Below are 19,799 nucleotides of genomic sequence, written 5' to 3' on the forward strand. Positions count from 1 at the left end.
GTCATTTTAAAGCGAAGGTGAGGAAAGTAAGATAAGAGAGGAGGTGATGGTTATGATGATCTTTAGAGAGGCAAAAAGAGAGGATTTAGAAAGGATTGTTCAATTATTAGCAGATGATGTGTTAGGAACAAGTCGAGAAGATGTGTCCAGCCCCCTACATCAGGATTATGAAGAAGCGTTTGAAGCTATTAGTGGAGATAGCCATAATGAATTAATTGTAGCAGAATGGGATGAGAATGTTGTAGGTGTTTGTCAACTGACTTATATCCCTTATTTAACTCATCGTGGTGCTTGGAGAGCAATCATTGAAGGTGTGCGGATAGCAAGTGAATGTAGGGGAGAAGGTTTTGGTGAAGCCCTAATAAAAGAAGCGATAGTGAGAGCGAAAGCAAAAGGGGTGCGACTTGTACAGTTAACAACAGATAAGCAACGATCTCAGGCGAAACATTTTTATGAGAAAATAGGGTTTAAAGCAACGCATGAGGGGATGAAGTTGAAATTGTAAATATACACTTGGGATGAAGTTGAAAAGGTTTGAGATTCCTCCTAAAAGATCTTTCAGAAGGAACCTATAAGCCTATTAAAACAATCGTGAGTCATAGGGATCTATACTTTTTCTATGACATTTGTAGCAATATGTGCAGCGAACATTTTCGCGGGTGAAGGAAGGGACTCTTTTTCGAGCCAAGTTTCAGGCTTCCAAATTCCCGCTCGGTTAAATGAGTTAGCGCAATGGAGGAAACATTCTTCAACTTCAACAGCGATCCCTAAGAGAGGTGCCTTTCCTTTATCGGCCATTTTAGCTAGGATGTCTTCATCTTGAATAATCGAAGCTTTTCCGTTAATTCTTAATGTTTCATTTAGACCAGGAATGATAAATAATAGACCAACTTGTGGGTTGCTTAAGATGTTGTGCATACTGTCTAATCTCCTGTTACCTGGTCTATCAGGTATAACTAGATGCTTCTCATCTACCACTTGTACGAACCCAGGATAATCTCCACGTGGTGAGTTATCACATTGCCCGTCTTTATTGGTTGTTGCTAAAAAAAGAAACGGTGAACGAGCAAGAAAGTCTTTGCAATGTTCATCGATTATAGATATGACCTTATTAGCAGCTCCTTTACTTGGGGGAGTGAATAGAGCTTCTAATTCTTCTTCTGATTGAATGACATTGTTGAACATTTGTTGCCTCCTTTAAACAGTCGTTGATTGTCTTATGTTTATTATAAGGGGGAACAGCTAAATAAAAAAGAAGCGATTGTGAATAGACTGAAAAACTATTAGTCTATTTCGCTCGCTTCTTTTTTATTTCTATTGTACTTAGCCTAGATAGGCATTAAGCATCCAAATATGTTTATCTAAAGAATTAATTAAGCCAACTGCATAATCTTCAACTGCTGGTTCCTCTTCTTCATCTGCCAGCTTTGTAATCTCTTTTAATTCAGCACGTAACTGTTGATAATCACTGATTAAGTTCTCAACCATTTTTTCTGCTGATTTTTCATCAAGGTTTTCTTTTAGTGTAGCTACCTCAAGATATTCTTTCATTGACGCAACTGGTTTGCCACCGATTGTAAGAATGCGTTCAGCCATTTCATCGACTACCTCAGCTGCCTCATTATATAACTCTTCAAATTTTTCATGTAGTGTAAAAAAGTGTGGACCTGTTACATACCAGTGATAGCGATGCAACTTCGTATAAAGTAGGCTCCAGTTAGCAACTTGTGTATTTAGGGCAGCGTTTAATTTCGTATCTAATGTAATCATTATTTAGTCATCTCCTCAAGAATGTTTTGTCTTAACTATATTATAACTGATTTAAAATTAAAATCAATACTTAATTATAATAATTATAATTAAGGAATTAATTTAATCTGTTTTTGATATAGTGTGTTGTGATGAAGATAATAATAATGAATATAGCCATATAAATGGTCAATGCCGTAAAGTGGTCTTTTATGAAAGGTACAGCTTTATTGCCTAATTGATGGATGAGAAAAGCTTCAAAATAAAACCTTGCGCCTCTTCCAATCGTTGCCCATAATACAACGGTCTGTATTTTCATTTTTGAGATGCCAGATAAAATCGTAAATATCTTAAACGGTAAGGGTGTAAAGGCAGATATCAGAATGGCCAATGGACCAAGCTTTTGAAAGTACAGTTCTACTTTCATGATTTGTTGCTCTTTAAAAAGTGCTCGTAGGACAGGCCTGCCAACTCGTAATCCGATATACCAGCCAAAGATTGCACCGATAACAGAAGCGAAAGTAGTGAGAAAAGCGTACCAATACACATGATCACTGTCTGCTAGTCCCATTGGAATCAAAAGTAAATCAGGAGGAATGGGGAAGAAAGAAGAGTCAGCGAACGAAACGAAAAAAAGTCCAAACACACCATATTCCAATAACCATTCTTTAAGTAAATGTAAAATTTCTTGCATATATGAAAACCCCTTTTTAAGATTACGTGGTTTGTCCTTTAGAAATTATATGTGCACTTTTTCTTTTCATTACTATGGGGTATGATGGGGATGGTTGTTTGATAGAAAGGTGATGGAATTGTGGAATTGATATTGTTTTTTCTACTAGGTGCCTTAATTAGTGTGTTGTCAGGTTTTTTTGGCATCGGTGGAGGGTTTATATTAACACCATTATTAATGCTCATTGGACTTGCCCCTATTGAGGCAATTGCGACAAGTTTGTTATTTACAATTGGGAGTTCATCTTCTGGGATTATCGGTCATATAAAATTAAAAAATATTAATTGGAAAGCAGGGATTATTTTAGGGGTGAGTGGGATCATTGCTACCCAAATTGCCCATCCTTTTGTTGTCTTTTTAGATGCTCATCAGTTAGATGAATGGGCGATTCCTGTTATGTATATTGTGTTGCTTTCTTTCTTTTCTGTCCAAATGTTTAAGAAGAAAAGTGCGCAGCAAGGAGTGAGCGGGTTAGTTCAACCTTCCATATTAAAAATGGTTTTAATCGGCTTGTTTGCAGGGTTTGTTTCCACTTCTTTAGGTGTAGGTGGAGGGTTTATTATTGTACCAATGTCGATTGCCTTTCTAGGTATGTTACCTAAGAAGGCGGTAGGAACGAGCTTATTTGCAGTCCTATTTATTGTTTCAGCAGGTTTCTTATCCTACGCATTCACTGTAGAAATTAATTATTTTATGGGGATATTCTTACTTGCTGGTGGGCTACTAGGTTCTCAATTCGGAGCTAGATCAACCGATGTTTTTGAAAACAAAGAAATTACTACATTACTATCATTTCTATACTTAACGACGATTTTGAGTGTGGCACTTAAGGCATTTGAACAAAATGTTTTTGGATTAATCATCGTTGTTCTTTATCTTCTCTACTTTTTCACTGTTCTAGGGAAAAGACATATTGCTCATTGGCGAGAAGAAAAAGGGTACTCTTAAACAGGGACATACAGGGTAGGCTTTGGTTTAGTGTGGATTAGAAATATGACGAAGTAAGCCTGTTTCTAGCTCTTTCCTGGTAGATTGCATTTTTTAAAAAGGCTACATATTGTAGCCGCCGGATATATAGTGGTAACTAACTGTAGACTTTTGTTTCATTCAATCATATAGCTCCCAATTGGCTAAAGAGGGAGCTGATGTACAAGGTGAAATTACATCTCCTGAGGTGCCTTCATACCAAGTAAATGCAGGCCGTCAGTTAAGATGATTGTTACTGCTTTGACAAGACCGAGTCTCGAAGATAAATGTTCATCTTTATGAAGTATTTTTTCGTTAGCATAGTATTTGTTAAAGCTTTGCGCTAGACTAATTAAATATTTGGCAATGATGGACGGTGCTGATTTTTCATGGGCAAGGACGAGCTTATCTGGATAAAGGGATAAAAGTTTAGCTACTTGCCAAGCGTATTCACTTGATAGACCTTCTATTTTATAAGTCTGTTGCTGACTTTTGTGTAAAATAGATTGCGCTCTAGCTTGGGTATACTGTACATACGGACCGGTTTCCCCTTCGAATGTTAACATGTCTTCTAAAGAAAATTCTATTTGTTTCATTCGTTCGTTCTTTAAATCATGGAAAATGATTGCTCCTACACCAACAGCTTTAGCTACCTCATCTTTGTTCTTTAGATGAGGATTTTTTTGTTCAATATTCTCTGAAGCTAATTGTATGGCATCTTGTAATACTTCCTCTAATAATATGACACGACCTTTTCTTGTCGACATCTTCTTACCTTCTTGTAAATACAACCCAAATGGGATGTGATGGATATGTGTCGCCCAGGAATGCCCCATTTTAGATAATACGGCTTTGACTTGTTGGAAGTGGATGGACTGCTCTGGACCAACGATATAGAGAGCCTCATCAAATTGGTATGTTTGTTTACGATAAATGGCTGCCGTAATATCGCGTGTAGCATAAAGAGTCGCTCCATCTGATTTCTTAATTAAGCAAGGAGGTAGATTTTCATCTGATAAGGGTACGATTTCTGCTCCATCAGAGGTAGATAGCAAGTCAGATTGTTGCAGTGTATCGACAACCGCGTTCATTTGATTGTTATAAAAGGCCTCCCCATAATTAGAGTCAAAAGAGACACCGAGCAGTTGATAGGTTTTCTCGAATTCTTTTAAAGATTCGTCTCTAAACCAAGACCAAAGTTGCTTTGCCTCCGCATCATCAAGTTCAAGTTTTCTGAACCAAGCTCTTGCTTCTTCATGCAAGTGGGGATGTTCCTCAGCTTTCTGGTGAAATTTTACGTATAATTGGAGTAATTCCTTAATTGGCTCCTTTTTAATTAAAGCTTCACTTCCCCAATGCTTATAGGCGGTAATGAGTTTGCCAAATTGTGTGCCCCAGTCGCCTAAATGATTAATCTTAACTGTATCATATCCATGCTTTTCTGCTATAAGTGCAAGGGAATGACCAATGACTGTCGAACGTAGATGCCCCATTGAGAATGGTTTGGCGATATTTGGGCTAGAGTAGTCTAATACGATTGTCTTACCTTTACCGCTTCCTGATTGTCCGTAATTCTCTCCTTGATGTAGTACGGCTTGAATAATGAGTTGACTGATTGCTTTTTTATTAAAAAATATATTTACATATGGCCCAACTGCTTCAACATGATCTATCCATTCATGAGTTAGCTTTCCTGTTAAGTCTTTTGCTAATAGATTTGGGTTTTCTTTATAAATCTTTGCTAGTGCAAAACATGGGAAAGAGAGATCGCCATGTTCGGATGTTTTAGGCGTTTCTAACAAGCGACGAATCTCACCTTCACTTAAGGCGTTATCTATTGCAACTTGAATACATGAACTGATTGTCTTTTTCAAATCTATCACCTTTTTCACCTCCAAAAATATAGGAAAACATAAAAAAGCCCGTCTCTCATAATTTGAGAGACGAGCCTTAAACCCGCGGTACCACTCTAATTGTTCGTGACGAACCCCTTTACTACTTGCCTGTAACGGGGCGAACAACCGACATGACCTACTTGGATTCTGCCATGCTTCTATCGAAGTGCGCTTCAATGTGGCTTTTCTTGCAGGCTCTCACCATCCCTGCTTCGCTTTAGAATTCACCTACATCTACTCTCTTCGTCACTGAATTTCCGTTTGATTTTCCATTATTATACGCTAGATTTTTAAAAAAGCAACCTTAAGATGCACGATAATATTTAGAGCTGTCTTGGAACATATAACTCTTCTGGTGAAATCTAATGCTAAAAATAAGCCCCATAGCCATCATATTTCCGATTAAGGAGCTACCCCCATAACTAATGAAAGGAAGAGGAATACCTGTAATCGGTAATACTTGAATGGTCATCCCGATATTTTGAAATACATGGAACGTTATATAACTAATAACGCCAACGCAGACATAAGTATTAAATGGGTCATTGACTGATAAGGCAATTTTCGTTAAGTGGAAAATAAGTATAAAATATAAGCATATCACGACACTTGCACCAATAAAGCCGTATTCTTCGCCAATGACACTGAAAATAAAGTCTGTGTGAACATCGGGGATATAAACTTGTCTCTCATAAAAACCTTTACCACCCAATTCTCCCGAGCCGATAGCATGAAGAGAATTGTACAGTTGTAAGCCAGCTCCTTGTTTATGTGTATACGGATCTAACCAAGCATAAATTCGCATCAATTGGTAGTTATCCACTGATAGATACTTTAATAATGTTTCAGGAGCCCAAATAATGTAATAGATGATGGTTCCACCTACAGCTGCAACTGTTCCGTAAACAGGGAGGATAATTTTCCAAGTAATACCAGACACAAGTAGAATCCCCGTGAAAATAGCGATAATAACGAGCGCCGTACCCAAATCTTCTAAAATGATTAGTCCTAGCGGAACACAAGTAACGAGCCCAAGCTTAATAAACAGTATAAGGTCATTTTTTACCGTTTTCATGGTGTATTTTGCATAATGATCTACAATTACTTTACTTAGTGCGAGGATAAGAAATATTTTAAAGAACTCGGATGGCTGCAAAGAAGGTCCTGGTAGACCGTTGTACCAGAGCTTAGCTCCTTTTACTTCATAGGCAAGGGACTCTGGTGCGATAAAAAGTCCTGCTTGAAGTATTGTGCCGATACCGAATAAGATCCAGGTCATTCGCTTTATCTGATCAGAATCAAAGTACATAATGGCGGCGATCACAATCATACCTACACTATAAAAGATTATTTGTTGTAGCACGAAGTTATCTGGATACTGTGCTGTTGTTTGGCCGCTATAAATAGCAGTGCAACTAATGATGCAGAACAAAAATAATATCAGGGCTAATGTCCAATCAAAGCGATCATTCTTTTTTTGTATACGATCCATATATAAACACCTATCTTTATTTTATACATTCAGGTAATGCTACGAACAGAAAAAAACCATTAGGGATCTTCTGCAAAGGAATATGTTTAAACGTATATATAGACGTACCGAATTGAGAAAGAGTTTCCTTATTTACAATATAAAATAAAAAAGTAATGTTAAGTTAAGTAGGAAATAAACATTGTGGCAATACCAAAATACGTAACAAGTGAGAAAATGTCATTTAATGTTGTAATAAGAGGCCCGGAAGCTATGGCTGGGTCTATCCCGAATTTGTATAATAGTAAAGGAATAGTTGCTCCCGAAAGTGTCCCGATAATTAAAGTAAGAAGTAGGGAAACTCCGACAACTAAGCCTAAATAAATATTTCCTTGCCAAAAAAATGCAATCAGTGCGATTAAAATACCACAAGTGACACCAATAATCACGCCTACCCCTAATTCCCTAAGGATCAGTTTCGTAACCACTTTTTTATTTAAATCATTGGATACAAGCCCTCGGACAACTACAGCTAATGATTGCGTACCTGTGTTACCTGTCATACCAGAAATCATGGGCATGAAAAAGGCGAGGGCTACGACTTGCGATAAAGTAGCCTCATACCCGCTTATGATACTGCCTGAAATAATGCCGATGAATAATAAAAGGATGAGCCACGGTAACCTTCGATAAGCGGCCACGAAAGCTTTCGTATCAAAGTCAATTGCCTTACCGGAAGCGGATAGTTTTTCAATATCTTCATTCGCTTCTTGGACAACAACATCCATCAAGTCATCAACAGTGGCAATACCCATTAGCACATTTTCTTCATTCACAATTGGAATAGCAAGAAAATCATATTTTAAGACCATGTTTGCAACTTCTTCTTGGTCTGTCGTCACTGCAGCTGAGATGACCCGTTCATACATAATGTCTTGGATAACCTCGAGGGGCTCTGCGATTAGTAAGTCACGGTGAGAGACAACCCCAACTAATTTTCTGTCTTGATCTATCACGTATAAATAATTAATCGTTTCAGCATATTCTGCAAAGGATTTTAACTTCTCTACTGCTTCTCGGACTGTGTAATAATCACGAATCCATACAAAACGGTTAGTCATTAAGCGCCCGGCAGTTTCTGGTGGATAGGTCATCATATTCTGAATGATGCGAGATTCACTTTGTTTCATACCGGCAAGGAGACCTTCTATTTTCTCAGCTGACATATCATGAAGTAAAAGGGCGAGGTCGTCATTGTCCATTAGATCCAAGACTTTTCCTGTTTTCTCATTTTCTAATTTATTTAAAACCTCAAGCTGCATGTCTTTATTCAATTCCTCTAGCAACTGGGCAAGGCGGTCAGCAGTCATAAATAATAAGAAGCGCTTCTTATGCTTTTCAGGAAGATGATCATAAGCTTGAGCAATATCATACGGTTGCAGTTCATCTAAAATCCTGTTAAATTCTTTTTGTTTATTATCTTTTAATGCTTTGATGATCAATAAAGCGATTTGGTTTTCTGTCATCGTCTGAATCATAAAGCTCAAGTCCTTTCAACCGAGGATATACCTTAAATTGTAAACGGAGATTATATGCTTATCTTACCATTCTTTTACTGGGAAAATCATGATTTCTTAAAGTAATGTATGATTTAAAAGTTAAGATTGTATGCTAATCCATTAGTTATTTTCATAGTATGTGTTAGAAGTGGATTGTTATCATTGGTTTGATATAAAAAGGTTTTTTAAGGTATGAACAAAACTCAGGAATTGAAATAGTTATTTTGTAATGTTTTTTTAATAATCGTATTTCCTTATCTTTGCTAAAATGAAATGGATGAAATGACGCATTGTATCGGTTGTTTATGATTTACGTGTAGTTAGTATAAATTATTGCAGTAAAACGAAATAGTTGTGTGGTATGACGGTAATAACAAAGGTGGTACAATTTAATTTGCTCTTCGTCTTTCTATTTTCAGTTCGGAGGTTTCTAAATTGCGAAAGAAAAATCATAGTGTTCGAGATCTCATCTATATCTTATTAAACGAAAAGGACCAGTCCGTTATTTCTTATGGAATTGAATTTTCTGAGTTTATGCAATCATTACAGAACAGGACAGGGCATCTTCTATTAGTGAAGCATCAGTATGATAATGGGGAACTGAATGTACATACCATGTTTGATTGGGTGGCTCATGAAGACCTGCCAGCACTAATAAACGAAGATGTTTATAGTTATGGTGATTTTTGCTGGATAGATTTCGAGGAGGAAGAATCGTTAAATGAATTGCCTGCTCAAGCAATTGCTGAGCTCCTATATCTTAGTCATGTAAAGGAGCATTTAAAGAAACCTTTCTATAACCATTTAAGCAATCGTTATTGTTATTTAGCGCATGATGACGGTTGGTTAAATAAGGTCTATTACCGAGACTGGCAGGACTTTTACAAAATGCTTGGCGACGTTGCTGCTATGAAGATGGAGCATTTAAAAGTAGAAAAATCTTTATTAGGCCTAAAAAAGAAAAAAACATATCCGCAAGTTCCAGAAGGCGCGTTAAGGGCATTAAGAAATTTAATGAAGGAAGGCCTGGTAATTTCTTTTGAACAGAGTGAGCAGACACGTACAAAAATTAATATACCGCTCTGGACAGTTGGAGATTTCGCTAATATGGATGATATGTATGATGAGTTCGAAGCAATGAGGAAGGAAGCCACTCCAGACGCGAGATTGGTTTTTGATAAAAAACTGAAAGAATGGCAAGTAACTGATTCATAAAAATAATAATGCACCACAAAATATGATAAGGTATAATAAAATCGACAGAAAATTGTAGATTTAAGGAAATAGGTGTCAATTTTTGACTTAATAGGGGAAATTGGTGTAAAACCAATGCGGTCCCGCCACTGTAACTGGTTAATAAACAAAGAAAACTGCTATATATGTTGTATAGGAGGAGCCTTTGATTATAAACCATAAGCCAGGAAACCTGCCTATCTTCCATAAACACTGTAACCTACGAGGATAGGGGGTGTTTGGTAAGGCTTCTTTGTCGTGATTATTCCTTCCAAACATCTCCTACTAATGGGGATGTTTTATATTTTAAGGAGGGTCAATCATGAAGAAATGGTATTTATTTTTAGTCTCGATTCTACTATCAGCAGGTATTCTTGCTGGATGTGGGAATGACACAGCTGAACCGAAAAAAGATGGAGAAGAGAAGTTTGAAGAGAGTACTGAAACTAGCGATTTTCCTGTAACATTAACGGATGCTGCGGATCAAGAAGTGGTGATTGAAGAGGAACCAGAAGCGATTGTTTCATTAATCCCGAGTAATACTGAAATCGCTTTCGAATTAGGGTTAGGTGAGAAGGTAGTCGGTGTATCTGATTTTGATAATTATCCAGAAGAAGTAGCTGATATAGAAAAAATCGGTGGACAAGAATTTAATGTAGAAGCAATTATTGCTTTAAATCCAGATGTTGTATTAGCACATAATTCAGGAGCGCATAATAGTACTGAAGGCTTAGATCAATTAAGAGATGCTGGTATTCCTGTTCTAATTGTCAATGATGCACAGAATTTTGAAGAAGTATATGATTCCATTGAAATGATTGGTAAAGCAACAGGAGCAACAGAAGAAGCAAGTCAAACAGTTGAGGAAATGAAAACCCGTTTGGCAGAAATCGAAGAAAAAGCTAAGTCTGTTGAAGAGAAAAAATCTGTCTTTGTAGAAATCTCTGCAGCTCCTTCTTTATATACTGCCGGTCAAAAAACATTTATTGATGATATGCTCAATTTGATCCAAGCGGAAAATGTAATTGAAGAAGAAGGTTGGCCACAAATTGACGAGGAAGCTGTCATCGAAAAAAATCCTGATGTGATTATCACTACATACGGGTATTATACGGAAAATGCGGTAGAAACCCTTTTAAGTCGAGAAGGTTGGCAAGATGTAACAGCCGTTAAAGAGAAGCAAGTCTATGATGTGCACTCTGATAAGGTAACTCGTACAGGTCCTAGACTTGTAGAAGGAGTAGAGGAGCTTGCAAAAGCGATTTACCCAGAAGTATTTAAATAATAGAGGTGTTGCTTATCTCTGTGCGTTCGTTTTCTTATGTGTAGCAATGATGATGGGGATTTCTATAGGGACTGTTTCAGTGCTACCGTTAGATATATTCAATATCATTGGAGCGGAAATCTTACGTTTACCGATAAGTAATGATGTTAATCCAATGCATAGTAATATTGTTATGAATATTCGCTTGCCTAGAGTCGTATTGGCGGGCTTCGTCGGGGCATCACTTGCAATAGCAGGTGCTGCCTTTCAAGGTTTATTAAGGAACCCTTTAGCAGACCCTTATACATTGGGGGTGTCTTCAGGAGCTTCTGTTGGTGCTGTATTAACGATCTTTCTCGGTTTATCCATTCCGTTTGTTGGCACCTTTACTTTACCGTTATTTAGTATTACAACAGCTTTTCTAACGATAATTGTTGTCCTTTTCTTTGCGCGACAAATTGATCGTGGCATGAGAGTAGAGACAATCATTTTAACCGGTATTATCTTCAGTTCTTTTCTAGGTGCATTTATTTCCTTAATGATTGCTTTAACCGGGGATGAACTGAGACAGATTATTGGGTGGTTGTTAGGAAGCGTATCGATGAGAGGTTGGGACTATGTTCAAATCATCCTTCCTTTCTTTATCATTGGTTCTGCGATGCTCATTGCTAATAGCAAGGAATTAAATGCGATGTCATTCGGCGAAGAAAGAGCTCGTCATATCGGGGTGAATGTACAGAAACGTAAGATGATGGTCTTAATTGCCGGATCGATTTTAACTGGTGCCGCTGTAGCAGTGTCAGGTACAATCGGATTTGTCGGCTTAGTCATTCCGCATCTGACCAGATTGCTATGGGGACCAGACCATAGACACTTGCTTCCTTTATCGATGATGACAGGTGCGGGGTTTTTAATACTTGCTGATTTATTTGCAAGAACAGTCATTTCACCTACTGAGTTACCTATTGGTGTCATTACTGCGTTAATTGGTGCACCAGTTTTTGCTATCATTCTAATTAAAAGAAGAGCGGAAGGCAGAGGATAATGTGATGATGTATAGCTTACGAAAAATTAACGGTGGTTATGGAGGCAAGCAGGTCATTCATGATGTTTCCTTTGAAGTAGAGAAAGGACAGTTATTCGGCATACTTGGACCGAATGGGAGCGGCAAGTCGACAGTTTTAAAGATGCTAAGTGGTCTTATACCGGTCACATCTGGTGAAGTTTATTTAAAAGATCAACCAGTACAAAATTATAACACGAAGGAAATAGCGAAAATCGTTGCTGTCCTACCTCAACATGCCGAACATAGTTTTTCTTATACAGTAAAGGAAATTGTATCACTTGGTCGCTATGCTCATCAAAGTGGCTGGTTCCAAACATGGTCTGAAGATGATGAAGAAGTGGTTCAACGATCGATGAAACAAACAGGCGTACAGCATTTTGCACATAAAAATATTACTGAGCTATCAGGTGGAGAGAGACAACGTGTGTTTTTGGCACAAAGTCTCGCACAAGAACCAGAAATATTATTACTTGATGAGCCAACCAATCATTTAGACTTATCCTATCAAAAAGAATTGCTAGATATGTTAAAAGAATGGACTGAGAAAAAGGGTTTAACGGTCATATCCATTTTTCATGATTTAAATTTAGCCGGTTTATATTGTGATCAAATCGTTTTATTAAATGATGGAAAAATAGTCTGCAATGATAAACCTAATGAAGTATTGCAAGAAGCACGTATTATAGAAGTTTATGAGACTGAAGTGAAGAAGCACGGCCACCCGAAAGTACCAGCACCTCAAGTAGTCCTAATACCTGAGGAGAAATGGCATAATGAAGAGATTATTACACCTGCTATATTAATGGTGAATGAAGAATATATTACACTTCAGTCTGCCCAACCTCTAAGGGTAATGTCATCAGGAGTTGTTGGTTCTGGTATTGGCTGGTATCAAACATTTGTTAATCGCCATGTTGATAAAAGTTATAACTGTGATGATTTTTATGAGGAGATGGTAGATTTTCTTATAGAAAAAGGGTTTGAGCCTTCGGAAACGGTTGGTATGATGACAGCGGTATATACGGATGATGTGATCTACGAATTTTACGAAATGGATCTGTTCTCTGTGTTGATCGTGGTCACAGCAGGTGTAGGAAACGCTGTCGATGCTTCGATGGCAAGCAAACATAGAGAGGTAGTAACCCCAGGCACTATAAATAGTTGGATATTTGTCAATGGTCATCTTTCTGAAGAGGCATTTATTCAAGCAATGATGACGGCAACTGAAGCGAAAGCAAAAGTATTAATGGATTTAGAAGTAAGAGACAAAGAAACGGGGACAGTTGCCACGGGCACATCTACGGATAGTATATTAGTTGCTGCAACACAAAGTGGAGAGAAAATAGATTTCGCTGGAACAGTTACACCCCTAGGAAAAATAATTGGAAAAGGTATTTACGAATGTACACAAAAAGCGATTCACAAGAGTCGTAAAAGAAAAAAGGAAACAGATGATGATTGAACATTTAATCGCATTAACAGTAGCAGAGGTCATTGACCGATTCATAGGTGACCCACCGCAATGGCCGCATCCTGTAAAGTGGATGGGTTCTTTAATAGGATTTTTAAGGAATAAATGGAATATAGGGGAGCATAGAAAATGGAAAGGTGTAGCTATGATAACAACAGTCTTATTGATTGTATTAGTTATATCGATAAGTATTGTGGTGATTGCTTATGCTGTCCACCCTATCGTTGGAATATTATTTGAGGCGGTGTTAATCGCAACTACCATCGCCCAAAAGAGTTTAAAGGAAGCGGCAATAGAAGTGTACGAGCCTTTAAAGAAGGAACAAATAAGTGAAGCAAGGCAAAAGCTTTCATATATTGTTGGTAGGGATACAGAAGAGCTAGATGAAGCGGAGATTGTTAGGGGAACAGTTGAAACAGTAGCAGAAAATACAAGTGATGGGATTACTGCCCCGTTGTTCTTTGCATTAATTGGTGGTGCACCATTTGCATTAGTTTATCGCGCTATTAACACTTGTGACTCAATGGTCGGTTATCAAAATGAGAAATACATTGATTTTGGCTGGGCGTCTGCAAAGCTTGATGATGTGGTGAACTGGGTACCGAGTAGACTGACAGCATTTTGTATGCTTCTCGTGAATAAGCCGAGATTTATTCGAAAGAAAGAGAGCTTCCGATTAGTGATGAGCGATGCGAAAAAACATCCAAGCCCCAATAGTGGCTGGGGAGAAGCAGCTGTGGCTTATTTATTAGGAGTTCAATTAGGTGGTAAAAATACATATGAAGGGCATGTTTCTTATCGTGCCACGATGGGGGAAGCTAATATGCCATTATCAAGGAATCATATTGTAGAGGCGAATACTATTATTACTAAGACCATTCCACTGTATCTCTTTATCTTATGGCTAGGGGGTGTTTTGATTGCAATGGCCTAAGCATGGTGCGAATCCACAATATTTATACGAAGTATTAAAGTTAGATATGCCCGCAAAGATAATTGACTTTAGCGCGAATATTAACCCATTAGGGCCTCCACAAGCTGTAAAAAGGCAATGGTCAAGCTTACTTTCATCATTATACGAATACCCCGATCCGTTTGCCACACGATTAACAGAGCGTATCAGTAAAACCACATTACTTCCAAAAGAAAATGTTCTCATTGCCAACGGTGGAGCCGAAATCATCTCAATGATTGGACAGTTATTTGCAAGAAAGCGTGTAATGATTGTCCAACCTGCTTTTTCCGAATATGAGACAGCTTGCCGAGCGAATGCGTGTGAAATTGACTATTTTTTCTTAAATAAGAACTGGCATTTAGATATTGAAGGTTTGATAGCTACTTTTAAGGAGATTGATGTAGTTTTTTTGACGAACCCGAATAATCCGACGGGTAAATACTTCTCGAAAGCTTCAATCAAACGTTTGATTGAAGCTGCAGAATGTCTAGGTGTTTACCTCATTGTCGATGAAGCTTTTTATGATTTTGTGGATGAATATGAACCGATCTCACCGTTATTACTGCAGTACGATCAGTTAGTTATTATTCGCTCTATGACTAAAATGTTTGCCATTCCTGGGATTCGCTTAGGATATGTGCTCGCGAATGAACAATTTATAACTGACTTAAGGGCAATACAACCGCATTGGAGTGTCAATAGTGTAGCGCAGGAAATAGGGTTACTGTGTATAGAGGATAATAACTTTCAGAAGGAAACACGTGAGTTGATGAAGGTAGAACGGAAGAGAATCTTTTCTTTTTTAACACATAATGATTACCTACATTCAGATTCATCTACCAATTTTTACTTATTAAAAGATCCATTTTCCAAAGAAAGCGAGAGACTTTTTCTTTTTTTATTAGAAAAGGGACTGATTCCAAGGCATACATACAACTTCCCCGGATTGGAAGGAAATTGGCTTAGACTAGCAATAAAATCACCGGATGAAAACAGTCGATTGATGGAGGCATTAAAGCGATGGCGCGAATCATCTTTATAAGCGGTGGAGTGAGAAGTGGTAAGAGTCGGCTTGCTGAGAAATTGGCCATTGATAGGGCTTACTACCATGGGAAGCATTTACATTACATCGCGACAGCTCAACCAAGTGATAAGGAAATGATGTTGCGCATTCAGCATCATCAAAAGCAGAGGCAAGAGAGTGGTAAGAAGTGGATGACATGGGAACAACCAAGAAAGGTTCACCAACTAGCTACTCACTTCTCTTCAAACGATATTATTCTTCTAGATTGCCTAACAACTCTGCTTAATAATGAGTTTTTTTATGAGAATCGCTGGTCTGATTACGAATTTCAACAACAAATTTATGCAAATCTTGTCCAAGGAATAAAAGAGCTTTCGAGTAAAGTCGATACGTTAATTCTCGTAAGTAACGAAATATTCCATGATGTGATAAGTGATGAACCACTTGTACTGGTGTATGGAAAGATGTTAGGACGACTCCATCAAAAAATCGTGAAACTTGCAGATGAAGCTTATCTAGTAGATGCTGGCTGTCTCATTCAGATGAAAGGAGGAGAAGAATATGAAAGGCTTAATGGTCGTTGGAACCGCCTCTGATGTGGGGAAAAGTATGATTGCCACAGCTATATGCCGAGCCTTAGTAGAAGAGGGTGTGCGTGTTGCTCCGTTTAAATCACAAAATATGTCTAATAATTCTTATGTAACGAAAGATGGCAAAGAAATTGGACGGGCACAAGGTGTACAGGCAGAAGCTGCGAAAATAGAGGCAACCGTCTATATGAATCCAATTCTCTTAAAACCAACATCAGACTCGACTTCTGAAGTCGTTTTGTTTGGGAAAGCTGAGACGATTCAGTCTGGTCGTGACTATAGAGCCTCTTTCTATGAAAAGGGACTAGAGGCGATTAAGATAGCACTTAATAAACTAGAAAACACTTATGATGCGATCGTGATGGAAGGTGCTGGGTCTCCTGTAGAAATTAATTTAAAAGATCGTGAGCTAGTCAATATGAAAGTGGCTGAAATGGCAGATGTGCCTGTGTTGTTAGTAGCTGATATCGATCGAGGAGGCGTGTTTGCAAGTATCGTTGGGACGTTATCATTACTAGAAGAAAGCGAAAGAAGTCGAGTGAAAGCCATTATTATTAATAAATTTAGAGGAGATCTGTCTCTATTTGCGGACGGTAAGAAGTGGATAGAAGATCACTGTGGTATCCCAGTTATCGGTGTGATGCCATATTTACATCATCATATGATCGATGCAGAGGATTCCTTATCTATACAAGTTTCTAAAAAGGATAACCCAATAGATATTGCTATATTTAAACCACCGTATCTTTCCAATTTTACCGATATGGATCCGTTTTTATATGAAGATGATGTATCTTTCCGCTGGGTTAATCATAGTGATGAAATGGGCATGCCTGATGCTGTCATTTTACCAGGAACGAAAAGCACGATCCATGATTGGCAATATTTCTGTGATAGAAAGCTCGATAAATGGTTAAAGCATTATATAGAAAATGGCGGCAGAGTCATCGGAATTTGCGGTGGTTTTCAAATGTTAGGCAGGCGATTAGCCGACCCTTATGGTGCGGATACGGGAATTAAAGGGAAGGAGATAAATGGTCTCGGGGTAATTCCAGCTGACACCACTTTTATCACTGAAAAAACAACCATTCAAGTGGAAGGAACGCTTCACCCCAAGTTAAAAGGCTCATTTGTACAATCATTAAAAGGATATGAAATCCATTTAGGCGAAACAGTAGTAGAGAATCATGATAGGCATTATTTTCTGAAAAAAGCTGATGGCCATTATGATGGATATACAAGTAAAGGTGGCAAGGTTATTGGTACATATATGCATCATGTTTTTCATCACGATGAATGGCGTGCACATTGGTTAAATCAGATTCGCGTAGATAAAGGTTTGCCTTTAAAAGACCCGGTTTATATCAGTACCAAGAAGGACAAAAAGTATGCAGAACTAGCAGCACACTTTAAATCAAATGTTGACTTTAATCTTCTTAAAGAAATCATCGGTATAGAGGATCACACCTTATGAAATTATGGCTAAAAGGATTATTAATTAATTTACAATTTTTCACTGCTATTCCGATTCCTCTCCAATTACCGATGGATAATAAGCATTTAAATGGCGCGATTAAAACGTTTCCATTGTTAGGTATCATACAAGGTGTCATCTATGCGCTTATATTTTATTTGTTTTTAATGATTTCTCCTTTTTCGCCATTAGCATCTGCCATTTTTCTTTGGGTGACATTAATCGTTGTCACAGGAGGGATTCATTTAGACGGTTGGATGGATGCAAGTGATGCATACTTTTCCTATGGTGATCGACAAAAGCGATTAGAAGTGATGAAGGATCCAAGAGTGGGTGCTTTTGGTGTGCTATCGGTCATTCTCTTATTAGGTACAAAACTATTTTTTATTTATGAAATTGCTATTAAGTTAGAAAGCACATCTGTTTTCTTTTTTATTGCTTGTATTCCTTTTTTTAGTCGTATGGTCATGGGCATGATGCTAGTGAAGGTGAAGACAGCTAAAAATAGTGGGTTAGGTAAAATGTTTCAGGATGCAGCTACTTCGAGAAGTGTTGTGATATATGGTGTATATATTTTACTAGTTGCTATATGGCTGTTCTTCTTTTTTCCTTCCCTTTTATTCGGATTTACTTGCATGTTAATCATTTCATTATGCTTATTTATGATCATGAAACAAAAAAGCGTAGGTTGGTTTGGGGGCACAACAGGTGATGTCATTGGTGCATGTGTGGAAGGAGTGGAATGGAGTTTATGGATGGTTCTTTGGTTATCACATTATTTCGTCATGGGATGACAGAGGCCAATAGGAGGAAAGCCTATCTAGGTTGGAGTGATTCTCCGCTTGTTTCGGCGAAAGCTATCGTCCCAATCGTCCCACCTTGCGATATCATTGTAACAAGTGATTTAGGTAGATGTATTGAAACGAGTAAGCAATTATTTCCTGATGAACCACTTGTCTTGATGAGTGATTTGAGAGAACTTAACTTCGGTGAATGGGAAGGCTGTACGTATGAGCAATTAAAGAATCATCAACCATATCGAAAGTGGTTAAATCATTGGCAAACATTATCACCCCCTAATGGTGAAAGTTATAGTGAATTTAGTCAACGACTTGATCACGCGTGGGACTCGTTAGTAGCAGAAGCGCTGAGGAAAGCAATTTCAACAATGGCGATTGTCACGCACGGTGGAGTGATCCGCCATATATTACATACGAAAGTGAAAAATAAAAAAGCTTTTTGGGACTGGAAGATTCCTTATAGTGGAGGCTATCAAATCGATGTTAAATTGAAAGGAGGAGAGATTATATGCACTTTGTTACAGGAGGAGCCTATAACGGAAAGGGAGAATGGGTAGAAAAACAATATGGTATTCACCGAGCAAGCCATTTCTGGTATTCCGCCTACCGTAGTTCATCACCACCTGAAGTAGAAAAATTTACAGATATTGATGGTGTAATTGTATGGGAAGGAATAGAATATTGGGTAAAGGATGTATTAACTTACAGTGGTGAAGAGGAGATACAACAAAGAGTACAGCAACTCCTCGTTGATTTTGCAGCATGGGAAAACAGCAGACGTACACGCAAGGTCATCTTAATTGGTACGGATATAACAAAGGGCATTGTACCAGTAGAAGAAAAAGATCGACTTTTACGGGATGTTTGCGGACGAGTGTATCAAAAAATGGCAAAACAGGCAACGCAAATGGATATTATTTGGTATGGTATAGCACAGAAAATTAAATAAGGGAGTGGGCGATTAGATGAGAATTTATACGAGAACAGGAGATAAAGGAAAAACGAGCATTATTGGCGGCAGAGTAGAAAAGGACGATATACGTGTTGAAGCCTATGGTACAGTTGATGAAGTCAATTGTTTTGTCGGTCAGGCTGTAACTGAGTTGGATCAAGCAAAATTCGCAGACGTCTTGGATGATTTAGAGAAGATACAACATGAACTTTTTGACTGTGGTGGAGACTTAGCAAACGTAACAAAGACACGTGAACTGAAGCTAAAACAAGAGTCCATTGATTATTTAGAAGAGAGAATTGATGTGTTTATTGCAGAAGCACCGGAATTAGAACGTTTCATCTTACCAGGTGGTGCCAAGGCATCTGCTTCTATCCACATAGCAAGAACCGTCACAAGAAGAGCAGAAAGATTAGTCGTATCACTTAAGAAAACAGATGATACTGTTCCAGATGTAGCTGTTATGTTTTTAAATCGCTTATCTGATTACTTTTTTGCATTAGCCCGCGTCATCAACTTTCGCTTAGGGAATCCGGATGTAGAATATGTACGTAGTGCGAAAGTATTCCGTGGGGGTAAAAGAAAAGGGGAATAAGT

Annotated in this window: 20 protein-coding genes, 1 riboswitch and 1 other annotated feature; of the genes, 14 read left to right on the forward strand and 6 right to left on the reverse strand. The window is 38.0% G+C overall.

Annotated features, from left to right (window positions below):
* Positions 1-52 precede the first annotated feature (52 nt).
* On the forward strand, positions 53-505 hold the full coding sequence (locus tag MHI57_RS17515) for a GNAT family N-acetyltransferase (RefSeq protein WP_095370856.1): 453 nt from the start codon (positions 53-55) through the stop codon (positions 503-505).
* A 101-nt stretch (positions 506-606) separates the two neighbouring features.
* Here MHI57_RS17515 and MHI57_RS17520 read toward each other — a convergent pair whose 3' ends face one another.
* The 3 genes from MHI57_RS17520 to MHI57_RS17530 all read right to left on the reverse strand — a co-directional run bounded on the left by MHI57_RS17520 (position 607) and on the right by MHI57_RS17530 (position 2,443).
* A complete protein-coding gene (locus tag MHI57_RS17520) occupies positions 607-1,185 on the reverse strand; it encodes a pyridoxamine 5'-phosphate oxidase family protein (protein WP_340977513.1) in 579 nt (192 codons plus the stop codon).
* 138 nt (positions 1,186-1,323) lie between these two features.
* Positions 1,324-1,770: a Dps family protein gene (locus tag MHI57_RS17525; protein ID WP_095370854.1), complete on the reverse strand. Its 447-nt coding sequence runs from the start codon at positions 1,768-1,770 to the stop codon at positions 1,324-1,326.
* A gap of 97 nt (positions 1,771-1,867) precedes the next feature.
* Entirely contained in the window at positions 1,868-2,443 is a 576-nt protein-coding gene (locus MHI57_RS17530) for a YqaA family protein (RefSeq protein ID WP_095370853.1), read from the reverse strand.
* A 120-nt stretch (positions 2,444-2,563) separates the two neighbouring features.
* Here MHI57_RS17530 and MHI57_RS17535 point away from each other — a divergent pair, with 120 nt between their 5' ends.
* Positions 2,564-3,430, forward strand: a complete 867-nt coding sequence (locus MHI57_RS17535; protein ID WP_322910310.1) for a sulfite exporter TauE/SafE family protein — start codon at positions 2,564-2,566, stop codon at positions 3,428-3,430.
* A gap of 212 nt (positions 3,431-3,642) precedes the next feature.
* On the opposite strand, the gene argS is transcribed toward MHI57_RS17535, so the two are convergent.
* From argS to mgtE, 3 genes are all read right to left on the reverse strand, one after another.
* Positions 3,643-5,328: an arginine--tRNA ligase gene (gene argS, locus MHI57_RS17540; RefSeq protein ID WP_340978647.1), complete on the reverse strand. Its 1,686-nt coding sequence runs from the start codon at positions 5,326-5,328 to the stop codon at positions 3,643-3,645.
* Between the two features lie 56 nt (positions 5,329-5,384).
* Positions 5,385-5,602, reverse strand: a binding site (T-box leader).
* A 45-nt stretch (positions 5,603-5,647) separates the two neighbouring features.
* Complete coding sequence (locus MHI57_RS17545) at positions 5,648-6,835, reverse strand: FtsW/RodA/SpoVE family cell cycle protein (RefSeq protein WP_095370851.1); 1,188 nt, start codon at positions 6,833-6,835, stop codon at positions 5,648-5,650.
* Positions 6,836-6,993: 158 nt separating this feature from the next.
* The gene (gene mgtE, locus MHI57_RS17550) at positions 6,994-8,352 is read right to left on the reverse strand and encodes a magnesium transporter (protein ID WP_095370850.1); all 1,359 of its coding nucleotides are present in this window, start codon (positions 8,350-8,352) and stop codon (positions 6,994-6,996) included.
* A 456-nt stretch (positions 8,353-8,808) separates the two neighbouring features.
* On the opposite strand from mgtE, the gene MHI57_RS17555 reads away from it, so the two are divergent.
* The 12 genes from MHI57_RS17555 (at position 8,809) to MHI57_RS17610 (ending at position 19,797) form a co-directional block, all read left to right on the forward strand.
* On the forward strand, positions 8,809-9,588 hold the full coding sequence (locus tag MHI57_RS17555; RefSeq protein ID WP_224938147.1) for a hypothetical protein: 780 nt from the start codon (positions 8,809-8,811) through the stop codon (positions 9,586-9,588).
* 53 nt (positions 9,589-9,641) lie between these two features.
* Positions 9,642-9,821, forward strand: a riboswitch (cobalamin riboswitch).
* A gap of 107 nt (positions 9,822-9,928) precedes the next feature.
* Positions 9,929-10,891, forward strand: coding sequence for an ABC transporter substrate-binding protein (locus MHI57_RS17560; protein WP_340977518.1), 963 nt, complete (start codon positions 9,929-9,931; stop codon positions 10,889-10,891).
* The gene (locus tag MHI57_RS17565; protein WP_095370847.1) at positions 10,857-11,915 is read left to right on the forward strand and encodes a FecCD family ABC transporter permease; all 1,059 of its coding nucleotides are present in this window, start codon (positions 10,857-10,859) and stop codon (positions 11,913-11,915) included. The genes MHI57_RS17560 and MHI57_RS17565 overlap by 35 nt, the downstream gene beginning before the upstream one ends.
* Positions 11,916-11,922: 7 nt before the next feature.
* Complete coding sequence (locus MHI57_RS17570) at positions 11,923-13,398, forward strand: heme ABC transporter ATP-binding protein (protein WP_095370846.1); 1,476 nt, start codon at positions 11,923-11,925, stop codon at positions 13,396-13,398.
* A complete protein-coding gene (gene cbiB / locus MHI57_RS17575; protein WP_340977520.1) occupies positions 13,388-14,341 on the forward strand; it encodes an adenosylcobinamide-phosphate synthase CbiB in 954 nt (317 codons plus the stop codon). Before MHI57_RS17570 ends, cbiB begins: the two co-directional genes overlap by 11 nt.
* Complete coding sequence (gene cobD / locus MHI57_RS17580; RefSeq protein ID WP_340977522.1) at positions 14,328-15,404, forward strand: threonine-phosphate decarboxylase CobD; 1,077 nt, start codon at positions 14,328-14,330, stop codon at positions 15,402-15,404. Before cbiB ends, cobD begins: the two co-directional genes overlap by 14 nt.
* On the forward strand, positions 15,383-15,982 hold the full coding sequence (locus MHI57_RS17585; protein WP_095370843.1) for a bifunctional adenosylcobinamide kinase/adenosylcobinamide-phosphate guanylyltransferase: 600 nt from the start codon (positions 15,383-15,385) through the stop codon (positions 15,980-15,982). Before cobD ends, MHI57_RS17585 begins: the two co-directional genes overlap by 22 nt.
* Positions 15,948-17,450: a cobyric acid synthase gene (locus MHI57_RS17590; RefSeq protein WP_095370842.1), complete on the forward strand. Its 1,503-nt coding sequence runs from the start codon at positions 15,948-15,950 to the stop codon at positions 17,448-17,450. Before MHI57_RS17585 ends, MHI57_RS17590 begins: the two co-directional genes overlap by 35 nt.
* Complete coding sequence (cobS, locus tag MHI57_RS17595) at positions 17,447-18,244, forward strand: adenosylcobinamide-GDP ribazoletransferase (protein ID WP_340977527.1); 798 nt, start codon at positions 17,447-17,449, stop codon at positions 18,242-18,244. Before MHI57_RS17590 ends, cobS begins: the two co-directional genes overlap by 4 nt.
* On the forward strand, positions 18,202-18,807 hold the full coding sequence (locus MHI57_RS17600) for a histidine phosphatase family protein (protein WP_157733816.1): 606 nt from the start codon (positions 18,202-18,204) through the stop codon (positions 18,805-18,807). The genes cobS and MHI57_RS17600 overlap by 43 nt, the downstream gene beginning before the upstream one ends.
* Complete coding sequence (locus tag MHI57_RS17605; RefSeq protein ID WP_095370839.1) at positions 18,759-19,199, forward strand: bifunctional adenosylcobinamide kinase/adenosylcobinamide-phosphate guanylyltransferase; 441 nt, start codon at positions 18,759-18,761, stop codon at positions 19,197-19,199. Before MHI57_RS17600 ends, MHI57_RS17605 begins: the two co-directional genes overlap by 49 nt.
* Before the next feature lie 16 nt (positions 19,200-19,215).
* Complete coding sequence (locus MHI57_RS17610) at positions 19,216-19,797, forward strand: cob(I)yrinic acid a,c-diamide adenosyltransferase (RefSeq protein ID WP_095370838.1); 582 nt, start codon at positions 19,216-19,218, stop codon at positions 19,795-19,797.
* The last annotated feature ends 2 nt before the right edge of the window (positions 19,798-19,799 follow it).

It is taken from the genome of Cytobacillus sp. FSL K6-0129, from assembly GCF_038007625.1.
GTDB lineage: Bacteria > Bacillota > Bacilli > Bacillales > Cytobacillaceae > Cytobacillus > Cytobacillus kochii.

Bases quoted from the DNA above. Each gene is read 5' to 3' on its own strand.
- MHI57_RS17515 (WP_095370856.1), top strand. From the start codon at position 53: ATGATGATCTTTAGAGAGGCAAAAAGAGAGGATTTAGAAAGGATTGTT.
- MHI57_RS17520 (WP_340977513.1), bottom strand. From the start codon at position 1,185: ATGTTCAACAATGTCATTCAATCAGAAGAAGAATTAGAAGCTCTATTC.
- MHI57_RS17525 (WP_095370854.1), bottom strand. From the start codon at position 1,770: ATGATTACATTAGATACGAAATTAAACGCTGCCCTAAATACACAAGTT.
- MHI57_RS17530 (WP_095370853.1), bottom strand. From the start codon at position 2,443: ATGCAAGAAATTTTACATTTACTTAAAGAATGGTTATTGGAATATGGT.
- MHI57_RS17545 (WP_095370851.1), bottom strand. From the start codon at position 6,835: ATGGATCGTATACAAAAAAAGAATGATCGCTTTGATTGGACATTAGCC.
- mgtE (WP_095370850.1), bottom strand. From the start codon at position 8,352: ATGATTCAGACGATGACAGAAAACCAAATCGCTTTATTGATCATCAAA.
- MHI57_RS17560 (WP_340977518.1), top strand. From the start codon at position 9,929: ATGAAGAAATGGTATTTATTTTTAGTCTCGATTCTACTATCAGCAGGT.
- MHI57_RS17570 (WP_095370846.1), top strand. From the start codon at position 11,923: ATGTATAGCTTACGAAAAATTAACGGTGGTTATGGAGGCAAGCAGGTC.
- cbiB (WP_340977520.1), top strand. From the start codon at position 13,388: ATGATGATTGAACATTTAATCGCATTAACAGTAGCAGAGGTCATTGAC.
- MHI57_RS17585 (WP_095370843.1), top strand. From the start codon at position 15,383: ATGGCGCGAATCATCTTTATAAGCGGTGGAGTGAGAAGTGGTAAGAGT.
- MHI57_RS17590 (WP_095370842.1), top strand. From the start codon at position 15,948: ATGAAAGGCTTAATGGTCGTTGGAACCGCCTCTGATGTGGGGAAAAGT.
- cobS (WP_340977527.1), top strand. From the start codon at position 17,447: ATGAAATTATGGCTAAAAGGATTATTAATTAATTTACAATTTTTCACT.
- MHI57_RS17600 (WP_157733816.1), top strand. From the start codon at position 18,202: ATGGATGGTTCTTTGGTTATCACATTATTTCGTCATGGGATGACAGAG.
- MHI57_RS17605 (WP_095370839.1), top strand. From the start codon at position 18,759: ATGCACTTTGTTACAGGAGGAGCCTATAACGGAAAGGGAGAATGGGTA.
- MHI57_RS17610 (WP_095370838.1), top strand. From the start codon at position 19,216: ATGAGAATTTATACGAGAACAGGAGATAAAGGAAAAACGAGCATTATT.